Annotated in this window: 23 protein-coding genes and 1 pseudogene; 20 read left to right on the top strand and 4 right to left on the bottom strand. The window is 34.7% G+C overall.

From position 1 onward, the window contains the following. The first annotated feature begins 15 nt into the window (after positions 1-15). Both MYP_RS23650 and MYP_RS26840 read left to right on the top strand, forming a co-directional pair. Positions 16-834, top strand: a complete 819-nt coding sequence (locus MYP_RS23650; RefSeq protein WP_231570090.1) for a chemotaxis protein CheB — start codon at positions 16-18, stop codon at positions 832-834. Beyond that, positions 810-899, top strand: coding sequence for a hypothetical protein (locus MYP_RS26840; protein ID WP_262506815.1), 90 nt, complete (start codon positions 810-812; stop codon positions 897-899). Before MYP_RS23650 ends, MYP_RS26840 begins: the two co-directional genes overlap by 25 nt. 153 nt (positions 900-1,052) lie before the next feature. Here MYP_RS26840 and MYP_RS23655 read toward each other — a convergent pair whose 3' ends face one another. From MYP_RS23655 to MYP_RS23670, 4 genes are all read right to left on the bottom strand, one after another. Beyond that, a complete protein-coding gene (locus MYP_RS23655; protein WP_045469523.1) occupies positions 1,053-1,922 on the bottom strand; it encodes an NAD(P)-dependent oxidoreductase in 870 nt (289 codons plus the stop codon). A 102-nt stretch (positions 1,923-2,024) separates the two neighbouring features. Next, on the bottom strand, positions 2,025-2,618 hold the full coding sequence (locus MYP_RS23660) for a DUF4142 domain-containing protein (RefSeq protein WP_156140812.1): 594 nt from the start codon (positions 2,616-2,618) through the stop codon (positions 2,025-2,027). Positions 2,619-2,859: 241 nt separating this feature from the next. Beyond that, complete coding sequence (locus MYP_RS23665; protein WP_045469527.1) at positions 2,860-3,822, bottom strand: manganese catalase family protein; 963 nt, start codon at positions 3,820-3,822, stop codon at positions 2,860-2,862. Between the two features lie 180 nt (positions 3,823-4,002). Further along, on the bottom strand, positions 4,003-4,596 hold the full coding sequence (locus MYP_RS23670; RefSeq protein ID WP_045469531.1) for a DUF4142 domain-containing protein: 594 nt from the start codon (positions 4,594-4,596) through the stop codon (positions 4,003-4,005). A gap of 423 nt (positions 4,597-5,019) precedes the next feature. Here MYP_RS23670 and MYP_RS23675 point away from each other — a divergent pair, with 423 nt between their 5' ends. The 18 genes and pseudogenes from MYP_RS23675 to MYP_RS23750 all read left to right on the top strand — a co-directional run bounded on the left by MYP_RS23675 (position 5,020) and on the right by MYP_RS23750 (position 23,636). Next, positions 5,020-5,448: a hypothetical protein gene (locus MYP_RS23675; protein ID WP_156140813.1), complete on the top strand. Its 429-nt coding sequence runs from the start codon at positions 5,020-5,022 to the stop codon at positions 5,446-5,448. 941 nt (positions 5,449-6,389) lie between these two features. Further along, positions 6,390-7,988 (top strand): arylsulfatase, encoded by a 1,599-nt coding sequence (locus MYP_RS23680; protein ID WP_052430474.1) that lies wholly within the window; start codon positions 6,390-6,392, stop codon positions 7,986-7,988. An 850-nt stretch (positions 7,989-8,838) separates the two neighbouring features. Next, entirely contained in the window at positions 8,839-10,695 is a 1,857-nt protein-coding gene (locus tag MYP_RS25575; RefSeq protein WP_052430475.1) for a GAF domain-containing protein, read from the top strand. Between the two features lie 40 nt (positions 10,696-10,735). Continuing rightward, positions 10,736-11,455, top strand: coding sequence for a hypothetical protein (locus tag MYP_RS23690; protein WP_045469537.1), 720 nt, complete (start codon positions 10,736-10,738; stop codon positions 11,453-11,455). Between the two features lie 390 nt (positions 11,456-11,845). Next, positions 11,846-12,211 (top strand): response regulator, encoded by a 366-nt coding sequence (locus tag MYP_RS23695; protein WP_045469540.1) that lies wholly within the window; start codon positions 11,846-11,848, stop codon positions 12,209-12,211. 255 nt (positions 12,212-12,466) lie between these two features. Beyond that, positions 12,467-12,655, top strand: a pseudogene (locus MYP_RS26975) (chemotaxis protein CheW); the annotation flags it as partial. Between the two features lie 298 nt (positions 12,656-12,953). Further along, positions 12,954-14,609 (top strand): methyl-accepting chemotaxis protein, encoded by a 1,656-nt coding sequence (locus MYP_RS23700; RefSeq protein ID WP_045469543.1) that lies wholly within the window; start codon positions 12,954-12,956, stop codon positions 14,607-14,609. Between the two features lie 94 nt (positions 14,610-14,703). Beyond that, the gene (locus MYP_RS23705) at positions 14,704-15,825 is read left to right on the top strand and encodes a carbohydrate porin (protein ID WP_197060179.1); all 1,122 of its coding nucleotides are present in this window, start codon (positions 14,704-14,706) and stop codon (positions 15,823-15,825) included. Positions 15,826-15,954: 129 nt separating this feature from the next. Further along, positions 15,955-16,260: a hypothetical protein gene (locus MYP_RS23710; RefSeq protein WP_045469549.1), complete on the top strand. Its 306-nt coding sequence runs from the start codon at positions 15,955-15,957 to the stop codon at positions 16,258-16,260. A 22-nt stretch (positions 16,261-16,282) separates the two neighbouring features. Continuing rightward, positions 16,283-16,648 carry a response regulator gene (locus MYP_RS23715; RefSeq protein ID WP_045469552.1) on the top strand — a complete coding sequence of 122 codons (366 nt, stop codon included), beginning with the start codon at positions 16,283-16,285 and terminating at the stop codon, positions 16,646-16,648. Further along, the gene (locus MYP_RS23720) at positions 16,648-18,717 is read left to right on the top strand and encodes a chemotaxis protein CheA (RefSeq protein WP_052430477.1); all 2,070 of its coding nucleotides are present in this window, start codon (positions 16,648-16,650) and stop codon (positions 18,715-18,717) included. Before MYP_RS23715 ends, MYP_RS23720 begins: the two co-directional genes overlap by 1 nt. Further along, positions 18,714-19,211 (top strand): chemotaxis protein CheW, encoded by a 498-nt coding sequence (locus MYP_RS23725; RefSeq protein WP_045469559.1) that lies wholly within the window; start codon positions 18,714-18,716, stop codon positions 19,209-19,211. The genes MYP_RS23720 and MYP_RS23725 overlap by 4 nt, the downstream gene beginning before the upstream one ends. Before the next feature lie 129 nt (positions 19,212-19,340). Beyond that, positions 19,341-20,171 (top strand): CheR family methyltransferase, encoded by an 831-nt coding sequence (locus MYP_RS23730; protein ID WP_045469561.1) that lies wholly within the window; start codon positions 19,341-19,343, stop codon positions 20,169-20,171. Positions 20,172-20,202: 31 nt separating this feature from the next. Continuing rightward, complete coding sequence (locus tag MYP_RS23735; RefSeq protein WP_045469564.1) at positions 20,203-21,081, top strand: sensor histidine kinase; 879 nt, start codon at positions 20,203-20,205, stop codon at positions 21,079-21,081. A 12-nt stretch (positions 21,082-21,093) separates the two neighbouring features. Further along, positions 21,094-21,546 carry a chemotaxis protein CheD gene (locus MYP_RS23740; protein ID WP_045469567.1) on the top strand — a complete coding sequence of 151 codons (453 nt, stop codon included), beginning with the start codon at positions 21,094-21,096 and terminating at the stop codon, positions 21,544-21,546. 37 nt (positions 21,547-21,583) lie between these two features. After that, positions 21,584-22,648 carry a protein-glutamate methylesterase/protein-glutamine glutaminase gene (locus MYP_RS23745; protein WP_081990653.1) on the top strand — a complete coding sequence of 355 codons (1,065 nt, stop codon included), beginning with the start codon at positions 21,584-21,586 and terminating at the stop codon, positions 22,646-22,648. A 293-nt stretch (positions 22,649-22,941) separates the two neighbouring features. After that, positions 22,942-23,136 carry a DUF4372 domain-containing protein gene (locus MYP_RS26980; RefSeq protein ID WP_370568903.1) on the top strand — a complete coding sequence of 65 codons (195 nt, stop codon included), beginning with the start codon at positions 22,942-22,944 and terminating at the stop codon, positions 23,134-23,136. Between the two features lie 38 nt (positions 23,137-23,174). Next, positions 23,175-23,636: a GNAT family N-acetyltransferase gene (locus MYP_RS23750; protein WP_045469570.1), complete on the top strand. Its 462-nt coding sequence runs from the start codon at positions 23,175-23,177 to the stop codon at positions 23,634-23,636. Positions 23,637-23,645 lie beyond the last annotated feature (9 nt).

Raw genomic sequence — 23,645 nt, forward strand, 5'->3', positions numbered from 1 at the left:
ACTCTCGATATTGAAATGCCAAGAATGGATGGACTTACATTTCTTAAAAAAATTATGTCTCAACATCCTATTCCAGTTGTAATTATCTCAAGCCTTACTCAGGCTGGCACAGAAAACGCAATAAAAGCGCTTGAATCAGGAGCTGTAGAAGTTTTACATAAGCCTCAGCTAAACTCAAGAAGATTTTTTGAAGAATACAAAACCAGAATCTGTGAGGTGATCAAAGCTGCAGCTAAATCAAAAGTACTCAGAAAAAAAATATATCATACTGAGATCGCTATTTCCAATACTATAGATAAAATCCAAACATCAAACAGTCGTCTTAAAACTACAGAAAAAGTAATTGCTGTTGGTGCCTCTACAGGCGGAACCGAAGCCATAAGAACCTTTTTAGAATGCTTCCCAGCTGATTCTTCTGGAATTATCATCATTCAACACATGCCTGAGCTTTTCACTAAGTCATTTGCTACCAAGCTCAACAGCCTATGTAAAATAGATGTAAAAGAAGCCGAAAACGGAGATGGTGTTATCCGAGGCAGGGCTTTGATTGCTCCTGGGAATAAACACATGATACTTAAGAGAAGCGGCGCAAGATATTATGTGGAACTAAAAGACGGCCCACTGGTGAACAGACACAAGCCTTCTGTAGATACACTGTTTAGATCAACAGCAATGAATGCTGGCAAAAACAGCATCGGCATTATTATGACCGGCATGGGGTTCGGACGAATCCAAAGGATTACTGGAGATGAAAGAAGCCGGAGCTTTAACATTGGGCTCAAGATGAAAAAAGCTGCGTTGTTTTTGGTATGCCAAAGGAAGCAATCAAATTGAATGCTGTAGAGAAAATACTCCCCCTGGATCAACTTGGGAGTTTTGTACTAAAGCACCAGTTTTAAAAACAGCCTTTTACTAAATCAACAGAGTATATCATTATATATATTCATAAATTGTGATAGTATTACTCATACTATTAAGTCGCCCTAAAACGTAATCAATTATAAAGATATACCAAGAGAAAGAGATAACAACTATCTATTCAATACAACTTTCTAAAAGTTCTTACTCAAAAGATATTGATAAATTGCAGAAATATCTTTATCCCCCTGCCCTTCTTGTTTAGCCATTCCATAAACCTCTTTTGTGATAGCAGAAACAGGCAAAGAAATATTATTTTCATATGCGGTCTGAAGAATTAAGTAAAGGTCTTTATGAGCCCACTTTATAGAAAATTCAGCATCAAATTTTTTAGATTCAAACTTGCCTTTTTTAAGTTTCAAAAAAGGAGAACTCACAGGACTCTCTGAAAGAATATTTAACACTGTACCCTCATTCAAACCAGAAGCCACTCCTAAACTGACAGCCTCTGAGAATGCAATCATGGATTGGGCTAACATTAAATTAATAACCATTTTCATTTTTGATCCATCCCCAACTTTACCAAGATGATTAATAGACTTCCCCATAGTTGTTAGCAATATCCGTGCTTCTTCAAGATCTTTAGTTTCTCCACCTACTAAAAATATCAATTCCCCTTTTTCTGCAACAACCATAGAACCTGAAACTGGTGAATCAAGATATCTTAGACTAACTTCTTTTGTTTGGGCAGCCAACTCTTCAGCAAAAGAGGGGTTTACTGTGCTCGTATTTATCCATAAAGCATTTTTCTTTGCATTCATCATAATCCCATCTTTTCCTAAGCTAATTTTTTCAATTACCTCAGGTGAAGATAGCATCGTGATCAAGACATCTGCATCTCTTACAACCTCAGAAACAGAAGTGCATACCTTAGCTCCAGCTCTTTGTAATGCTTCAGCCTTTTCGATACTCCTATTCCAAACTGATAATTCATTACCTCCCTTAATTAAATTCATCGCCATGCGACTTCCCATAATTCCAAGGCCAATAAAAGCTACATTCATATAGAGATTTTTTTAAGAAACTTAATAAACAAAAGCAGGAACTGATCCCAGATAGCTTTTGCCATAATAAATTAAAACCTTACCTATAGTACAGCAATTAAATTATCTGACAATTTGCCCCTGTAACCTCAAAGCGGTCACCAACTCTTCATCTATAAGGGGCAAATATTTACTGGCATAATTCTTTATTTCCTGACTATCTCCGGAATTAATTTCTGTGGTAAAAAATTCCCTGGCATTCTGATGATCCGTTATTATCGTTGAGATAAGTAAGTCATCAAATCCTGATCCGGTCATAAATTGCAACTGTTGCTCCATAGCCCTATGTAAAGAATCAGGTACCTGAGGAAGCAAGACATTATTTTGCAAGGCAATAGTATTAAGTTCAGTTTGAGCAAGAGTCCTCTCATTAACCATAGATGCTCCGAAAATTCTAATACTGTCTGTAGAAGCACTGGCTAGGGCCATTCGGCCTAAATTTATTTCTGCCAGATTAAACAAAGTAGCTTTTCGCATAAAAGCAGTATCTGTAACTGATAATGTTTGAACTTGCTGAGGTGGAGGAGCATTATCATCATCATCATCCTTGCAGCCAAATAACGAGATTACTACTAAGATTAAAAATACACTTATTTTTCGAAGTGAATTAAATCCTAATATAGGATAATTCTTTAAGTGAAGTTTATTCTTTTTCATAGATATTGAATTATTATCTACATAACCCCAAACTTTATTTATGTTCAAAAAGAATAATAGTTCTAACAGGAAAAAAAAACAAAATCAACTTTAATAAAGAATAGCATATTACCTCAACATCACAATTCCCTGAGACAACCAAGACAATTGATACTATTGAGAATTTCAATAATAATATCCCCAAAACCAACTTTGATTTTAATTGGCTTTGGGGATAAACAAAACAAATAGTGAATCAATACTACAACTTATTCTGACTTGAAGGTTTATCTTTTTTGTACGTACTCCATTGATTTTCTCCCTTTGGAACTGCTTGTCTGATTTCATGGCTTCTCTTCTTACCCAATTCTTTACTTACTATTTCAACAGATGCCTGAGTAGCATCTGTACCTTTTATTGTTTGTTTAAGTAACCCCTCTGTCTCATTAACATGCTTTGCAGGGTCTTCAATATACTGCCAGGTTTCACCAAGCCCAGTGGATTTTCCTTCATTCCAGGGGCCTTTGACTGTAGCTCCATTTGACATATTAAAATAAACATTACTAAATCTCGGATCACCTTGTAAAACTCCTGGAGGAAAGTTTGGCTTGATTGTTTCAAGGGCTGCTTCAAACATCTGCATATGTGCAATTTCTCTTGTCATTAAAAATTTAAGCGTTTCTTTCACATAAGGATCATCAGTAAACTGCATCAGATATTCATATACAATTTTTGCTCTTGATTCTGCAGCGATATCTGAACGTAGGTCGACAGTAAGATCACCATTAGATTCGACAAAAGCACCCGACCAGGGTACCCCCTGACAATTTGTAACAGCAGGTCCTCCACCTGTGAGTACTCCAAACTGAGGCGCTGTTGTAGCCTGATGCATAAGATTTTCCTTTGCAGATTTACCTAAAAGCATCTCCATAATTTCTGATTTGTCAGCAGCTTCTTTCAATTGACCATTTACACCATTAAGTAACATTTGAATAGTAGCACCTACAATTTCCAAATGACTTAACTCTTCTGTAGCAATATCCATCAACATATCATATTTTTCAGGATAAGCTTGTCTGACAGAAAATGCCTGGACAAAATATTGCATTGCTGCTTTAAGTTCTCCATTTGCACCTCCGAATTGTTCTAAAAGAAGTGTGGCAAATTGAGGATCAGCCTTAGATACTCTTGCATTAAACTGTAAATCTTTAATGTGGTGGAACATACTTATATGGTTATGGTTAGAAATAAATATTTAAAAAGAATGGGCCAAACTGTTACTTATTTATTTTAAGCCCTATAAATTTCCCATCATTGAGTCTTTAATCTATATTATTATAATTACAAAGTGATCCTATAACTAAATAAATCATCGCTAAAGAAATGAATTCTAATGGGAATTAACCTACTTTACAATCTTTGATTTTAATTGGGTGGCCTTTTGCAAATGTTCATTGATATGAGGCAAATACTTATTAGCATAATTAATCACATCCTGATCTTGCCCAGAATTAATTTCAGTATTAAAAATTTGCTGTGCCTTTTGATGATCTACAACTTGTGTAGAAATATACAAGCTATCAAACTTATATCCGTTTAAAACCTGAAGTTGTTGTTTTATAGCCTTATGAAGTGAATCTGGCTCCTGAGGGATGGATACGTTCTTTTGTAAAGCAAGTGCATTCAGGTCATTTTGTGCCAGAGTATGTTCATTAACCATAAATGCCCCAAAGGCCCTAATGCTATCGTCTGTAGCCTTTGAAGCAGCTAATTGCCCCAAATCAATTTCTGCAATATTAGACAAAGAAGCATTTTTTATAAATACTGAATCTGTAACCGATAAAGTCTGAACCTGTTGAGGAGGAGCATTGTCATCATCATCATCCTTTTTACAACCCATTGATGAAACTAATGCTAAGAATAAAAGCATACTTAATATTTTCGCAGTGCGTACCTTTATAGCAAAATAATCCTGTAAGTAAATTTTATTTTTTTTCATGATATCAGTTTAATTAATTAACATAACCCGAAATTTTATAAATGTTCAAATGAAAAATATTTTAATAAAGGTTATAACATAATACGTTTACAGATATATTCTTTTAGGAAGCTTTGAAGAATTTTCTTTACACCTGTTTTAATCGTGCTTTTAATACTATAGAACGATATAAATCTTTTCACCCTTGCCAAAAACAGATCATCTTCGATAAAGAAATATTCATACGTTCTTATATTACCCTCAAATAGAAATTGTAAAAGGATTATTTAATCTTAAACTATTCAAAGTAGGCCCGGTTAAACATGACTTAGTTCTTAATTAACTTAAAAAATAGATAATATGTGGATAGGTTCAATTAGACTAGTAATAGAAACAGCGAATTCTTAATATGCAGGAACTGATAGTCTCGTTCAAGCTTCAGTTTTGAGAGACGGTTCACAACTTCGTTTGCTGAACCTTGATTATCCAACTGAAGATGATCTGGAACGTGGTGCTATACGTAACTATGATTACATGGGTCCGACAAAGTTACCAAGGAGGAATGATAAAACTCCTGAGCTTCCCTCAGGTATCGGTCAAGATCTAATGCCCTATCCTGGTTATGGATTCGAATTCTCAAATGGATTAAATGGGCACTTGACCATCCAGCTGCACATTCGAGGTGATGACATGTGGATAAAGGACAATGTAGATTTGTATGTAAGAAAAATTCAAAAAAAAGCTACTAGTTTCGATACAATCTCCTGGGTTGAAGATTCCGACTGGACATATATTGCAACCTGGAGCAGAGATATAGCATTGAGCACAGATAGCAGTGAAGGTGTCACTATTTTGAATCTTAATTTGAAATAACTTTTAAGTAATATCCCCAGATCTCTCAGAAGACATCCGGGGATATAAACAATGCTAACCTAAGATTGTAATTTGACTGGGAAGGGAGCTTTCCCTGTCAACGAAAGGACACCAATTAATAAACTCTTCACATTTCAGATACTAAATAAAAAGATTAAGTAATAAAACTCTCTGAAACAATAAGCTCTTTTGAGAACTGATAAAAGATTGTCACAGAACAATTCACCTTACATTTCCACCATCGACAGAAGCCATGCCATGGCACAGATATAGATTATCTTAAGTATAAGATCTTGCATATACTTTTTACGAATCTTTCTAAATTTTAACATGGAAAATTTCATCCTATTATCTCCAACTATTAGTTACTGTAAAAGTTTTGTAATGAGCAACCTTACGAACAACTCTAATACCCTTAATCATACCCTTAGCAACTTTATTTTAAATAAAATATTTAAAAGTTATTCATATTAGCATTAACACTGTAGAATCTACCTGACTGGAAATAAAAACTAACAAACATACAACGGCCCTCTGGAATACAGCAACTTATCTGCTAACAAAACTGAGGCTGTTAAGTAATATCTCGTTTTCAAAAGGTGTAAATCCTTAATGGATCAAATGCTACGGTCTAGGCAAAACAAAGCACGTACCAATTGAAAACAATGAAGAAATTCAAAAGAAAAACAGAATTGCAGAATTTCATTTCATCGAGGTTAAAGCGTTTCCCGCCTCTGAATTGAAAAATATTTTTCAAACGAATAAATCAACCAGAAACCAAGTAACAAAACTACAATTAAAAGATCTCAATTTAAGCATTTGAAACCTTCCTCCTCATAAAGCATTATTGGCATGATAAAAATTATTTACCTCGATAAATCCTTTGATAACACTCATTAGTTTAGATTTGAAATTTAGACTTTTGAAAACATATAATTATTATGAATAGGGGCTTCCTGATAGTACCATTATTAGTATTATTGATGCTATGTACATCTGTTAAATTTATAGAAAACACAACTACAAATGCTGCAACTGACAGCAGGCCCAACATCATTATTATACTTGCTGATGATATGGGATTTTCTGATCTTGGTTGCTATGGTTCTGAAATCCACACACCCAATCTGGATAAACTAGCCCATCAAGGATTACGCATGACTAACTTTTACAATGCAGGCCGTTGTTGTCCATCTCGAGCATCTATCCTTACCGGCCTTTATCCTCATCAAGCAGGAATCGGTGATATGCTTCAAAATAAAGGGTCTTATGCTTACCAGGGTTTTCTAAGTGATAGCTGCATTACAATAGCTCAGCTATTGAAACAGGCAGGTTATCATACTATCACCTCAGGAAAATGGCATGTTGGTACATCCCCATCTGCCCTTGCACATAACAGAGGCTTTGACAAGTCATTCTGTATGTTGAATAACGGAAGCAGTTATTTTAAAAACGGACCGTTGTATAATGATGGAAGAACTGTCATGTTTATGCAGAATGGCCATGTGATAAATAGAGATACCACATATTACCTCACACAAAACATTACTGACTTTGCTTTAAATACAATAGACGAACAAAAGAATAACAAAAATCCCTTCTTCTTATACCTTACATACACAGCTCCTCACTGGCCGATACAGGCTCTTGAAGAAGACATCCAATTATTCAGAGGCAAATACTTGATTGGCTGGGATTCTATTAGAGAACATAGATTAAAAAAACAAATCAAGGAAAAGATCTTCAACAAGAAAACAAAACTTACTTCTCGGTATTACAAAGTTCCCCAATGGAATAATGTCAATGAAAATGATAGAAATTTATGGGACTTACGCATGTCCATATATGCTGCAATGATTTATAGAATGGACAAAGGAATCGGAGAAATTCTTCAAAAACTCCAGGAGACTGGTGAAGATAAGAACACGTTGATTATATTCTTATCAGATAATGGAGGCAGCGGAGACGAAGTACAAAAAGATAAGTTCGTAATTCAGAGAAGCGGAATCCCCGGAACAGGTGACTATATTGACAGTTATCAAAAAAACTGGGGCAATGCAAGCAATACACCATTTTCCATGTTTAAAAAGAACATGCATGAAGGAGGTATTTCAACTCCATTTATAGCATATTTTCCAGGAGTAATTAAACCAGGACAAATTAATCATTCAACAGGTCATATAATTAATATCTTACCTACATGCATAGAATTAGCAAAAATAAAATACCCACAGACATTTAATGGAATCCACCTGAAACAACTGGAAGGCAAAAGTATGATTAATATCTTCAAGGGCGCCACGTCAGGAAATGATACATTATACTGGGAGCATGAAGGAAACAAAGCAATAAGAGTAGCAAACTGGAAACTAGTTTACGAGCTGGAGCAAAATGAATGGCAACTCTACGATTTGCAAACTGACAGATCAGAGATTAGTAACTTAGTAAATAAATATCCAGACAAAGTAAAACAACTAAAAGCTACCCATGATGAGTGGTGTTCAAAAGTTGGAGTAGTTGACTGGAACACTATAAAATGATGAATTTTATTAATGAATTAGAAACGAAATTTTTCATGTTCTACATCTCTAAAAATTACTAGTTTTAATTTTGTTAATGGCTATATATTATTTTATCAATAAAATACTAAGTGCCTGTCTTCAAAAACAATCCAAAGACAGAATACTAGTTATACAACTGTTATTTTTAATTAAGGATATTGTTAATGATGTTATCACTACAAGATGATTTACGCTATAGCAATTTTTATTTTTTAAATTAAATGAAGCCTCAATTTCTAACATAATAAAAAATAAAAATTGAATTTTAAGAAAGTTAACATGACAAGAATTTTACACCCACTACATCACAATGTACAAAATGATGCTGCCAATCCAATTGAAAAAAAATGGCCCGGACTGGTCCACACAACCTATTAAACTTATAGAATGGAAAAGGAATCAAATATATATTTTAGAAACATTAATATACATTTCTAAATAAGGTTACGATAATCAAATAATATTTAATGCTAGTAGAACCAACCTAAATATTTTCCATCGGAATTTTTAATAGACAGATTTTTTTTTAAAATATTTCACAAACAGATTTCCTCTTCCTTTAAACTTTCAAAAATTATAAATATTGCATTGCTTAAAGGAATTAAGTTATCATTTTTAATCACCTTAACACAATATTTTTTCTGTAAAATTATATTTTATCAATAGACTCATCCCTATAAACGATAAAGTTCATCTTAAAATAGGACTTTTTCATATAACCTCAAATCTCTTTCGGCATAAAAATAGGACTTTTTCATATAACCTCAAATCTCTTTCGGCGTAAAAGTAGATCAATGAAAGAAAGAAATAACTAATAAGAAAGTAAGAGATGAGCTTCGGCAAAAAACAAGGATTTATATTAACTCTGCTTATATCTGCGTGTTTAATTCTATACTGTACTCAAAAATTCTACAAGGAGACCGGACAAAAAATAAATAAACTCCTATCAGTATCTGAAAAGGAACAAATCATTTTAGATTATCCAATAAATACCACCAGAAATCATTTCTCCGACATTAATAAAGAATTTACAGAAACAGCAGATGAAATTAGGAGCACTAGTTTTTTTATAAATGAAAATTTATTAAACACTATATCAGAAATAAAAAGTCTTAATCAAGATATAAAGAATACAATATCAACTTCAAAAGACAATAACATTCTTTTATCCGACATAGAAAACACTGAAGAATTAAAATCAAAATTTAATATCCTGTCAAGCCAGCTGCTAGAAGCTTACTCACATATTCAATTATCAGAAAATATACTTTTTGTACTTTTTGTAATCACAATCCTTTTTATTATTAGTATTTCACTGATAACATATACAAGTGGAATAAAAAAAGAAATTAACAAAATCACTAATACATTAGATATACTAGCGAAGGGGGATATAAGTAAAATTGAAACGATAGTACCTAATGAGTTTAAAAACATCCATATAAAAATAAACACTATCATTGAAAATCAAGCAAATCTGGCCTCCTTTGCAGAAAGGATCGGAGATGGAAACTATCAGGTGCATTATGATAAACTTGGCGATAATGATAAAATAGGAATTGCATTACTTGGAATGTGTGACAAACTTCAAAAAGTAAACGCAGAAGAAAAGAGGAGAAACTGGGCTAATGAAGGTTTTGCAAAATTTTCTGAAATATTAAGAAATGAAAGTAATGAAAAATCACTATCCGATAAATTACTCGTAGCTCTTATAAAATATATCAATGCTAACCAAGGCACTATTTTCCTTAAATATGAAGAAGGTGATAAATATTTCCTGAAGCTTATTTCATCCTATGCATGGGATAGAATGAAATATGAAGACAAAGAAATAGAGATGGGTGAAGGCCTAATAGGACAGGCCGCAATGGAACGAGAATATATTTATCTAACTGACATTCCGGAAAATTTTATCCGAATAACATCAGGGCTCGGTGAAGCCCTCCCCTCCAGCGTATTGATTATGCCATTATGTAATAACACAGATGTATTGGGTGTAATGGAATTTGCCTTTTTCAGAAACCTGGAAAAATATGAGATAGATTTTTTAGAAAAAATAGCAACCAGCATTGCAACAACATTATCTTCTGTAAAAACAAATGAACAAACCCTTAAATTACTAAGAGAATCAAGACAAATGACACAGGAAATGAAACTTCAGGAAGGAGAACTTATAAAGCAAGCAGAAGAACTAATGTCAAAAGAGGAGACCCTTTTAAGAAGCATGAAAGAGTTGGAAGCTGTAAAAGGTACCTTAAGCGACAAACTTGAAGAGGCAAAAGAAGAAATGAAGCAACAGATTAAGGAAATAGAAATTGAAAAACTTAAAAATGAAGGAATTCTAGAAGGTTGTGTTGATGCTGTTATAACATTTGACAAAAAAGGAAAAATCGAATTCTTCAATAAGGCATCTGAAGAATTATTCGGATATAGACGCATTGAGGTATTAGGAATAAACATCAATGAATTAATCAATCTTTATTTAGATGAGAATAGCGGAGACTATTCTGCATTTTATATTGAAAAAAACAACTTCAAAAAGCCAATAAACATAAGAACTGAGATCTCGGTCAAAAGCAAAACATCTGGAGAGATTCCTGCTTTAATCACTTTATCAAAGACTGTTATAGAAGGTAAATTCTACTTTACAATCTTCATCCAAAGTATAGCCGTGGAGCTTTTCTGATTAATCATCTAATATTACAATCCCCTTACAAATACTGAATATGTTAGAACTTGAAGAGGACAATATAATTAAGAATATTATAGAGTTACTTGAAGGAAATAAAATACAAATCCTAAAACTTCAAAAATGTTCTTCTGAATATTTTCTCTTAATAGGAAGCCTGATTAAAAATATCTCACTACATAATATTTCAGACAAAACAGTAATTATTGATCAGACTGCTATAAGCTGCATCATAAAAGACTTGCAGTATCAAGATGCTATGAGACAGAAACTTGAGCACATCGAAACAATTGACGATATGTTGCTTAAGGAACTTAAACAAAGACTTATTGGACATGGAGGCATATTATATAGCAGTATCATTCCAGAAATAACTTCACTTAATATAGCTCAATTGAAGTTGATTTTAGATGAATATAGATTGGTAGTTGACAACATACAGAAGAATTTACAAAAGCTAGAAGCGCATCACATAGAAGCCACTTCAGTCAGCATAACAAAACACTTAGAACTAAACCCATTGACCAATACACTGATAATGGACATTATTAAAAGGCATACTTTAATTTCTCAACTATCACTGGATAATAATCATAAAAGAAAAAAGGACATAAAAGCAGTTGTGTTAAAATTAATGAACCACTATACAATGCAAAGCGAGAGAGACGTTTTCAACCAGACATTTGAAAGAGAAATAAATAATTGCCCGGACAATCAATTTGAAAATAATCAGGAAAACAATATTGAGTTTTTTTAAGAAGAAGTATTAAAATGGAGAAGTTAGCAATAAAGACCTTTGCAAAAGACAACTCTTATATTGACATAAAATTACAGGAGATGTTTCACTAAAGCACATTTAAAAATTATAAAGTGAACTACAACGAATTAAAGATTCATACAAGAAATATACTATACCATATTCAGAAGTAAACAATATTGATGATGCAGGATTCCAAGTCCTATACTCCTATTTTAAGCTTTTACAAAAAAAGAAACAAGAGAGATACATAGCAGATCAATCCAATGATGAGTTGATAAAGATTTTAAACTGCGCTGGTATTTTAGATATTCTATATCTAAAAAAATAAATAAGATATAGATTTATACAGATATAGACAAACAAATGAAATTGTAATATTATTAAATCATGAAAAAGACGATTCTTATAGCGGATGATTCTGAGAGCGTAAGGGAAGTTGTAAGTTACACATTAATTAATGCAGGATATGAAGTGCTTATAGGAGTAGATGGTGAAGACGCATTGAAGTATCTTAATGGTAAGGAAATTCATCTGGTATTGACGGATCTACACATGCCAAAGATGGACGGTATTGCCCTTATTAAGGAAGTAAGAGCAAAGTCTGAATATAAGTTCATTCCTATTCTTTTCTTAACAACGGAATCGCTTTCTTCCAAAAAGGAAGAAGCAAAAGCAGCCGGTGCAACCGGTTGGATTGTTAAGCCTTTTGTGCCAGAGAAACTTATAGAAACGATACAGAGGGTAATAAGATAATTGAAAAATTCAAGCTTTATTTTTGATGAAGCAACAGGTTTAATCACAGAACTGGAACTTGTAGCTTTACTTCTGAATAATAGTAAGAAAGATAAATCTTTATAGAGGATATCTTAAAAAAATATGCCCACCCTGAAAGTCCATTGCAAGTTCGTAATACTTACAATCGATGTAAATATACTTAATACAAATCAATTTTATGAACGATGAAAATTTAACGACTCATTCTTACCTCTCATTTAAGTAGCAAACGAAGTTTTTGCTGTAAACTTATCGCATGTCAAAGACGTATTACAATTAAGCAAAATTACGAAAATACCCAAATCTCCTGATTATCTGTTAGGCATTATTAACTTAAGAGGTGATGCTCTTCCCGTAGCCAATACAAGTATAAAATTTGGCCTTGGTGTTGTTGCTGACACAATAATTAGCTGTATAAAATGATCTTGAATCTTAAGCTAAATGGTCAAAAAAATTATGGCAGCCTTGGACCGATTCGGTTTGCTAATTATTCGAAGTAAATAAACAATTAGTACTCACATAGGAATAAATAGAAGGCAGAATTCATTTCAGGGATGTATAATCCAAATGAAAGCTTTATCTAAGGATGGATATGAACAAGCCATTTTCATCCGAATAGCTCTCTATTTTACAGGAAAATACCATGCTTTGAATTCTTGATACTTATAATTCTAAATTCTTAAATACACCACTTATATAAAACTATTAACCCTGATTATCTATGAAAATACGTCATCAACTTTTTATTGGAAACGGTCTAGTGTTGATCATGATCATCGCCCTGGCTACAGTTTCTTATAATAGCATCAATTCCCTTATAGCAACTTCAAAATGGGTAGACCATACCCATGAAGTAATTGAAAGAGCAAATTCGTTAGGGAAATTATTAATCGATATGGAAACAGGAGAGCGAGGCTTTTTGCTTACAGGTGAGGAAGAATATTTGGAACCATATAATGAAGGAAAGAAAAGATTTAAAACAGTGCTTAACGAAGTAAAGCAACTTGTCAACGATAATCCTGAACAAGTGGCAAGGTTTGAAGCGGTTGATAATCTTGAGGCTCAATGGCATGAAAAGACTGGTAATATTGAAATCAGTACCAGAAGAAAGATTAATGAAGGAACGGCGAGTATGGACGATCTGATGGTATTGATAAATAAAAAATCCGGTAAACAAACTATGGATCAGCTACGGGTTAAACTTGAGGAAATTATTAAAATCGAAAAAGGGTTGATGGATAAAAGAACACAGGAATCAGATGCAACAGCAGCCAACTCAATATCTACTTCATTGATAGGAGCAACACTTGGATTTATTATATGCCTGGGAGTAGCAATCTGGATTGTACTTTCAATATCAAGCTCTTTAAAAATTGCGAATGAAGCGATCAAATCAGTAGCAGAAGGCGATCTTTCTTTGAAGATAGATACAAGCAAAAAAGATGAAGTTGGAGAAATGCTTAAACACCTGCAGGAAATGGTTAATAAGTTAAATGAAACACTAACATTTATCAGCACGGCTGCCGAAAACATTAGTTCTGCCAGCAAACAAATGAGTTCTTCTTCTCAGCAGCTTTCTGAAGGAGCTACTGAACAAGCCGCTTCTGCGGAAGAAGTTTCAACTTCTATGGAACAGATGACCAGTAACATTCAGCAAAGCACCCAGAACGCACAGGAGACAGAAAAGATTTCCCTTAAGGCAACAGAAGATGTAAGTGAAGGAGGCAAATCAGTTAGCATGACTGTGATGTCAATGAAGGAAATTGCTCAGAAAATTTCAATTATAGGAGAAATTGCCAGACAAACGAATTTGCTGGCTCTTAATGCAGCTGTGGAAGCAGCAAGAGCTGGCGAGCATGGTAAAGGATTTGCGGTTGTAGCTGCAGAAGTACGAAAACTGGCAGAAAGAAGTCAGCAGGCAGCAATCGAAATAGATGCACTTTCAAAAACCAGTGTAACAATTGCTGAAAAGTCTGGAAAAATACTTGAGCTGATCGTTCCAGATATTCAGAAAACTTCAAGGTTAATTCAGGAGATCACTGCATCCAGCAATGAGCAGAGTTCCGGAGCTGAGCAGGTAAACAGTTCTATTCAGCAACTTAACAGAGTTATCCAGAATAATGCTGCTACCGCTGAAGAGATGGCGGCAAGCGCTGAAGAACTGGAAGCACAAGCAGTATCTTTAGAAGAAACCATTTCATTCTTTAATCTCGGACATGACAAAAGTAAAAGGTACACTTCTGGGGATAATGGATATACAAAAAAGAAGAGTTTTTCAAAACAAGCACCTACAGTTAAAACTGGAAAATCTATAAATGGCGTAGCTATAAAACTCGACAATGGTTCGGTTTCCGACGCAGATTTTACAAAGTTTTAAATCATATAGCAGATATTGGAAAGCCTGAATAGTCATTCAATATCTGCTTAAATTTTCCCAGATGAAAAAATGTTTAATTATTTTAAGCTTTGCAATGGCATGCTTAAAAGGTAATGCGCAAAATTCTTCTCCTTTTACTTTCAGGACTGAAATCACGGGTGATTTGATAAGCAATATGCAAGGTGGAAGAAAAAGCGGCCACAGCTATGTTGGTAAAATAGATCTATCTTTGGGATTGTCTACTGAAAAAGCCGGATGGTTTAAAGGAGGAAAACTATTCCTGCATGCCTTCAATGCCCACGGTGGAAATCCATCCGCACGTTATGTCGGAGATATACAGCCTGTATCAAGAATAGAAGCAACAAACCGGATAAGTCTGTTTGAATTTTGGTATAGTCAGGATATAGGCAAATTTTCAATTCTTTTTGGTCAATTCGACATGAATTCTACCTTCGCAGTAAATGCTACTGCCGGCAATTTTCTAAACACCTCCTTCGGAATGTATCCTAGTATAGCATTGAATGTGCCTTTATCTATCTATCCATATGCCACCCCATCTTTATATGCCAAATGGAAGCAATCCGAAAAACTTGCATTCCAGGCAGCAGTGTTCGATGGATCTCCATTAAAGTTTCAGGATAATCCTAATAACCTTAAGTGGCAAATTGATGGTAATAAGAGATTATTCTCAACATTTGAAATTCAGATGAAAGAAATTAAGGATTCGGTAGTAAAAGGAAATTATAAAATTGGAGGATATTATCACAATGGAGATTTCAGAGGCCTTTCCGATTCCTCAAATTCTGTGGATGGAAGTTACGGGATTTATGTTACTATGGACAGACTAATCTTTGCTGAAAATTCTAAGGATAACCAGGGAGTAACTGCATTTTTACAATCAGGGTCTAGTCCCGGGAAAATCAATTTAGTAGATTTTTACTTAAGCACAGGGTTGATTTATACAGGTATACTACCTTCCCGTTCTAATGATATACTTGGTTTGGGATTCGTATATTCATCAATAAATAATCATCTTCATAAAACTTATCCTATCAGTTATACTCAAAGCAGATGTTTAATAGAGTTGAATTATAAGGCAAAGTTTGGGAATAACTTTATAGTTCAGCCAGACTTCCAATATATAATCAATCCTGGTGCAAATCCGGCATTTAAAAATTCGCTTGTAGGTATTTTAAGGGTATCCCTTGTTTATTAAAGTATACAAATTGCTCTTAGTAATATTATGAAGAAGTTATCAGAAGGAACTTCGATACATCATCTAATGCGAAGGTAAGTGGCGCAAGTAATTCCGAAAAAAGATATAGTTTTTTTTAACCTAACTAATATGGAAAAATTTAATATTCAAAAAAAGCTATCTGACAATAAAGAGACCATTGATATTGTAGTTAGCGGGGATCTTAGCATCAAACATTCGGATTTTTTTTTCAAAGAATTGAAAGAAATAAAAAAGGTACATAAGACTTACAATATTCTTCTTATGGACATTGCCCGTATAGATATTATGTGTTTACAAGTACTTATCTCATTCATGATTTATCTCCGGAATAATGATAAAGAAGTGAACCTCAAAAAGGAGTTAAGCGAAGAAATGAATCAATTACTTCGTAATGCTGATATGCTAAGTAATTAATATAAATCAGGTAAATAAATAAATGAAAAAGACGATTCTAATAGCTGATGATTCGGAAAGCGTAAGAGAAGTAGTTTCTTTTACTTTGATAAATGCGGGATATAATGTGCTTGTAGGAGTGGACGGAGAAGATGCGATGAAGTTTCTGGATGGGAAGGAGATTCATCTCGTCATCACAGATCTTCACATGCCGAAAAAGGACGGTATTGCTTTGATTAAGGAGATCCGCGGAAAAGCCGAATACCAGTATGTGCCGATCTTATTCCTTACTACAGAGTCTCAGGCAGCGAAAAAGGATGAAGCTAAAGCAGCGGGAGCAACAGGTTGGATTGTAAAACCATTCGTTCCTGAAAAATTAATTTCCACCATTGAAAAAGTCATTAGATAATGGACAGATTTAAAGCGGTGTTCTTTGAGGAAGCCACCACACTCATCAATGAACTGGAAAGAGTTTCCCTCTTATTGCACAATAATCCTTCGGATAGTTCGATCACAGAGCAGATCTTCCGAATCATGCACACATTGAAAGGTAATAGCACAATGTTTGGCTTTTACCGGATCGGAGATTTTACACATCACTTTGAAACGCTCTATGATTATATCAGGGAAGGTAAAATGTCTGTAACGGATAATGTCCTAAACATAACATTTGCTTCTGTTGACCATCTGCGGGTGCTGCTTACAGACGTAGAGCTGGAAAATTCAGTCCATAAAATCAACCATGAAAACCTGATCCGAGGTCTAATTGAGGTTCTGAACGGTACTTCTGGTGAGGAGAGTATAAAAAACAATTCTTCTGATCATAAGATAGAGAATAAAGTTTCAGATTCTCCTACTTACTGGGTGAAATTTGTTCCTGAAAAGGGGTTGGTGAGAAAAGGGACTAATGTGTTATTCCTTCTAGATGATCTGTCTCAGCTTGGCGCAACTTATACAGTTTCAAATACGGAACGATTACCTGATTTTAAAAAACTCGATCCTGCTGAAATATATTTAAGCTGGGAAATTTATGTCTCAGGAAGTGTAACGGAAAACAGTATCTTGGATGTTTTCATGTTCGTTGAAGAAGACTGCGAGCTTGAAATAAGAAAGATTTCAGAAACAAACTTACTGGATCAGGATGGCTTTTCTACTATTGCCCGAGATGTTTCTTTAAGCATTGATGATAAGATTTTAAAGTTTGGCGGATTAGTAAAGAAATCTTCTTCTAAAAGTAGAATAGAGGAGGTAAGAAATAAGATGGAAAAAGCCAATGAGAGATCTATCATTACTTCTAAAGATAATTCAATTTCAAGTATCAGGGTGGCTTCTGAAAAGCTGGATGAATTGATGAGTCTTGTAAGTGAGCTTGTAACTACTCAGGCAAGGTTAAATCTTGTTTCAGAACAGATTGCGTCCTCTGAACTAATAAGTATTTCAGAAAATATTGAAAAGATCACCCGTCAGTTAAGAGATAATACTTTTAGTATATGTCTTATTCCGATTGAAAACTTATTGGTTCGATTTCAACGACTGGTGAGAGATCTTTCAACCCAATTGAATAAGGACGTTGTGTTTGTTTCTGAAGGTGCAGATACAGAACTGGACAAAAATATTATCGAAAACCTGGCAGATCCTCTGATGCATATTTTCCGGAATTCACTGGATCATGGAATTGAATCGGGAGAAGAGCGAGTGAAGAAAGGAAAACCTGCCCAAGGAAAAATCTTATTAAAGGCATTTTATTCCGGGAATAGTGTGATTATTCAGATCCGCGATGATGGAAAAGGAATTGATCCGGAAATGATCAGGCAAAAGGCCATCAGCAAAGGATTAATCACTGCAGATCAGAATCTGGATCGGCGTCAGATCTTCGATCTTATTTTTCTTCCGGGATTTTCTACCGCAGAGAAAGTTACCGAGGTTTCTGGTCGTGGAGTAGGAATGGATGTAGTGAAAAGACAGATTACTGAAATCAGAGGTGAAGTGGAAGTAGAGTCCGTGCTCAACGAAGGAACTACCATTAATATTAAGCTTCCTCTTACACTTTCGATCATTGACGGATTGCTTGTAAAAATCAATGCTACACATTTTGTAATACCATTAGGTAATGTGGATAAATGTTTTGAAGCAAATCATGAAGAATTTGTAGATAAGATCAATGACCTTATAATTCTGGACGGAGAGCAGGTGCCTTTTATATATCTGAGAGATGAATTTGATATAAAGGAAAATTGTCCTCAACTGCATCAGGTGGTGGTGGTGAAGCAGGACGATAGAAGGGTAGCTTTATCGGTCGATACTATTATTGGAGAATATCAGGCAGTATTAAAACCACTTGGAAGGTTGTACAAAAGTGTGGACGTTATTTCAGGAGCGACGATCTTAGGAAATGGAGAGGTTGCTCTTGTTGTTGATCCCAACAGAATCATTAAGGAATATATATTTAATCAAATACATAACGAAGTTTTACAATGAGCATAGAAAATCTGAATGTAAGTAATTCTTACCTATCATTTAAGTTGGAAAACGAAACTTTTGCTGTAACTGTCGAAAGGGTACATGAAATATTGGAAATACCCACGGTAACAAAAGTTCCTAAATCTCCAGACTTTATGACAGGAGTAATTAACCTTAGAGGTAATGTCTTGCCTGTAATTGATACACGCATAAAATTTGGACTGGCTAAAACTGATTTTACAATCGATTCCTGCATCATAGTTCTTTCTATCATGATGGAGAATGAACAGATCACCATTGGAGCATTGGTGGATTCGGTTCAGGAAGTACTTGAGCTTTCATCAGAAAAAATACTGCCTTCTCCTGCATTAGGAAGTAAATATAAAGCTGAGTTTATTCAAGGTATGATAAAGAACGATGAAGATTTCATCATGGTCCTTAATATTGATGAAGTTTTTTCTATCAATGAACTTCATCAGATGAAAGAAAACACATCTGAAACCATTATTTAATTTTTAAACCTGTGAAATTATACAACTATGAAAAATTTATTTTCGAATTCCTTTATTTGACTGGGATGCCCGGAGTTATATTTTACATGGGAGATAATTCCTCTAATCAATTAAGTGATTTTATCCACTATGGTTGTAGTAAAAATGTCTAATGAGGAGTTCAGAAAAATGAGCTCTATGATTTATTCGGATTATGGAATTAAAATGCCACCGTCAAAAAAAACATTGCTTGAATGCCGGCTTCAAAAACGATTGAACGCCCTTAATTTATATTCATTTAAGGAATATTGTGATTTTGTTTTCAGTCCCGAAGGACAAAGGACGGAACTGATTCAAATGATCGATGTAGTGACTACCAATAAAACCGATTTTTTCAGAGAGTCAATTCATTTCGATTTTCTTAGCAATCATTGCTTTCCAGCAATGACTATAGGGCGGGATGCCGGACGTCCATTACGGATTTGGAGTGCAGGTTGTTCTAGCGGAGAGGAACCCTACACCATCGCTATGGTTGCTAGTGAATTTGCAGAAACCCGACCTTTTAATTTTTCCATCTTTGGAACTGACCTCTCCACAGAGATACTTAAGAAAGCGGCTCTGGCTATTTATTCAGAAGAAAGAACCAGTGTGATTCCTCTGGTATTAAAAAGAAAATATTTTCTAAGAGGAAAAGATGATAAGAATAAAACATACAAAATAGTTCCTGAATTAAGGCAGAAGCTCTCCCTCCAAAGATTGAATTTCATGGATCATACCTATAATGTTCCATATAATTTTGATATAATATTTTGCAGGAATGTTCTTATTTATTTTGATAAAGAGACTCAGGAAAAAGTCATCAACCGATTATGCGATAAGCTCAATAAAGGAGGTATTTTCTTTTTGGGACATTCTGAATCTATTACGGATATGAATGTTCCTTTGCAACAGATTAAACCTACTATATTCAGACGAATTTAGAAGTATTGTTTTTAACAGATCAAGAGAGAATATGAAATTATCCGATGAAGAATTAATTCATGAATTGCAATTGCGATTGTCGGAAAAACAACCCTCCTTAAAGGAGATGAATGATCTTATGGCACAACTTCAGCAGTTGAATAAGAAGCTGGAACAGTCGGAAACAATGAAGAGCAATTTTCTCTCTAATATTCGCAATGAGATCATTAATCCATTTACAGCGATTTTGGGATTATCCGAAAGTATTCTTAAGTCTAGTGGAGAGGATATGGACAAGGTAAAGACAATGGCCTCGCTAATACATCTGGAAGCTTTCGGTCTGGATTTTCAATTAAGAAATATATTCGCTGCCGCCGAATTAGAAGCGGGGGAAGGACATCCTCAAATTATTACTACAGAAATTACAAACCTTTTGAAGGGCGCTATTGATTCATTCAAAGAGATGGCCAACAGGAAAATTCTTGTGATAGAATTTTCTTCCTCACCATCCGAGATAAAATTTAATACTGATCCTTTAAAGTTTCAGCTTATCATTTCCAACCTTTTGTCCAATGCCATAGAGTTTAGCTACCCTGATTCTAAGATCAATATTTATGCTGGCCTGCAATCAGAGGGCTTAGTGATCAAGGTAACGGATTATGGAATTGGAATCAAAGCGGTAGATGTTCCTAAAATATTTGACAGGTTTCAGCAGCTGGAATCTGGAATGACCAAGAGCCACAAAGGACATGGTCTGGGGCTTGCCGTAGCTCAGGCCCTGGCGGAAAACTTAAAAGGAACTTTAAGTGTATCATCTGGCAAACAAGGTAGCACCTTTATTCTTTTTCTTCCATTGTCTGAGGAATGGAACAATTCAAATTATTCAGAAGAAGGAAACGATACATTTTTTATTAACGAGGAAAAGTTTTAAACAGGGAGGTGAATGAATAAAATTTTGACACATTACCTGTATCCAGCTGCTTTATTTGCAGATAATCGTCCTCATGAAGTAATTACTGTCTTAGGGACCTGCGTATCAGTTTGTCTTTATGATCCGGTACTTAAAATAGGAGGTATCAATCATTATATGCTTCCATTATGGAACGGCGAAGGTTTACCTTCACCTAAATATGGAAATATTGCGATTGAAAAGCTGCAGGAAAAAATGATTTGTCTTGGCAGCCAAAAGAAAGATCTGCAAGCTAAAATTTTTGGTGGTTTAGGAAAGTCTACCACTGCCAATGTTCTCAATATCGGGCAGCGGAACTGTAAACTTGCTAAAGTAATGTTGAAACAGATGCAGATACCAATTGTAGCAAGTCATTTAGGAGGAGGTTTAGCCCGTAAGTTGAAATTCTATACTCATACAGGTGAAGTTCATATGAAATTTGTTTAAGTCTGATGATATTGTCTGACCTTTTAAATTGTAACCCGTGAAAAATAAAATAAAAGTTTTGATTGTTGATGATTCTGCGGTGGTGAGGAAAATGTTAACAGAAATTCTGAATTCTGATTCTACCATAGAGGTGATGGCAACCGCTTCTGATCCTTATTTTGCGGCGATGAAAATACAGCACGAAATCCCTGATGTGATTACGCTTGATGTTGAGATGCCCAAAATGGATGGATTGACATTCTTAAGAAAGATTATGTCTCAGCACCCTATTCCTGTTGTGATTATTTCAAGTCTTACAGATAAAGGTACAGAGACAGCGATAAAGGCATTAGAATATGGAGCCGTGGAAGTAATTACAAAACCCAAATTGGAATCCAATGAGTCGTGGGAAGATTCGAAAATGAGGATCATCGATATTATTAAAGCGGCTTCACTATCAAAACCAGGACGTAAAGCCCACTTCGAGAAGGTAGCTCCAAAATTATCTGCGGATGCCATGATTAGTTCTTCCGGTCCTACCAGCATGATCAAGACAACTGAGAAGGTAGTTGCTGTCGGTGCTTCTACTGGTGGAACTGAAGCGATCCGTGTGCTGCTCGAAGGGATGCCCCTGGATGCTCCGGGTATTGTCATTGTGCAACATATGCCCGAATTGTTTACCAAATCATTTGCCTTGAGACTCAACGAGCTTTGCAGGATCACAGTGAAAGAAGCGGAGAATGGGGATAGTGTTTTAAGGGGAAGAGCATTAATTGCCCCAGGGAACAAACATATGCTGCTTAAAAGAAGTGGTGCAAGATATTATGTAGAAGTGAAAGATGGCCCATTGGTAAACAGACACAAACCTGCGGTAGATGTGCTGTTTAGATCTACTGCCCGTTACGCTGGCGCTAACAGTATCGGAGTATTACTTACAGGAATGGGTGATGACGGTGCAAAAGGGTTATTGGAAATGAAACAAGCAGGGGCAAAAACCATTGCTCAGGATGAGAAAAGCAGTGTGGTGTTTGGAATGCCTAAAGAAGCTATAAAATTAGATGCCGCGGATAAAGTACTTTCACTTGAGCTTATTGCTTCTCAAATATTAAAGCTAACGTTATAGAATGTCATGAAGAATTTTATTATAAGAATATTTAATGTTCAGTAAGGTATTATAAGGTATCATTGTTGTCCGACTAAAATTTAAAGGTAGGAACTAATGAAAGTCCCTCCCTTATATTTATGTTTGTTTTGCGAGCAAATCATAACATGATCAAAGATAAAAAATTTGTCGGACAGCCGATATTATCACAAGTATTTTCTTGTATTCCTTCCAAAGTTGTTGAGGTTTGTGCTTTTAGACATAAATCCAATCGATATTATAAGAAATACCAGTAAGGGTTACATCTGGTTAGTCTGCTTTATGGAGTTTTTAGTTACTGTAATGGGCTTAGAGAGATCTGTGAAGGCATGCTTGCTTGTAAAGGTAAATTGCTTCATTTAGGTCTTGATAAAGCTCCTGCCCGAAGTATTGGCGGGCAAATAAGTATTTTAGAAAGAATTAATATACAATATCCTAAGTTCAACATCTTGAAACTAGGTGGGGATTAGACATATTATTTACTTTAAATTGACCAATAGAAAGATAAATGAATCTACAAATTTTGCATGCGAATGAAGGTGATTTGGAAGCAATACTCAGACTTCAAAAGGAATGTTATCAAACTGAAGCAGAACTTCATAATGAATATAATATTCCACCACTGAACCAGACCATAATCGAAATTAAAACAGAAATGGACAAAGGAACACTGTTTTTAAAAGCCATCTTAAATGGACAAATAGTTGGGTCTGTTCGTGCATGCAACAATAATGGCACCGTTTACATAGGACGACTAATTGTAGATAAAGAATTCCAAAACCAGAAAATCGGACAGACCTTAATGAAAGAAATAGAAACTCAACTCAGCAATTGTAATCGTTATGAACTTTTTACAGGATTCAAGAGTGCAAAAAATTTATTTCTCTATCAGAAATTAGGATATAGAGAATTTAAAAGACAGCCAATAAATGATAATTTAATTTTGGTATATTTAGAAAAAATCAGATAACAACCTAAA

Source organism: Sporocytophaga myxococcoides (genome assembly GCF_000775915.1).
GTDB lineage: Bacteria > Bacteroidota > Bacteroidia > Cytophagales > Cytophagaceae > Sporocytophaga > Sporocytophaga myxococcoides_A.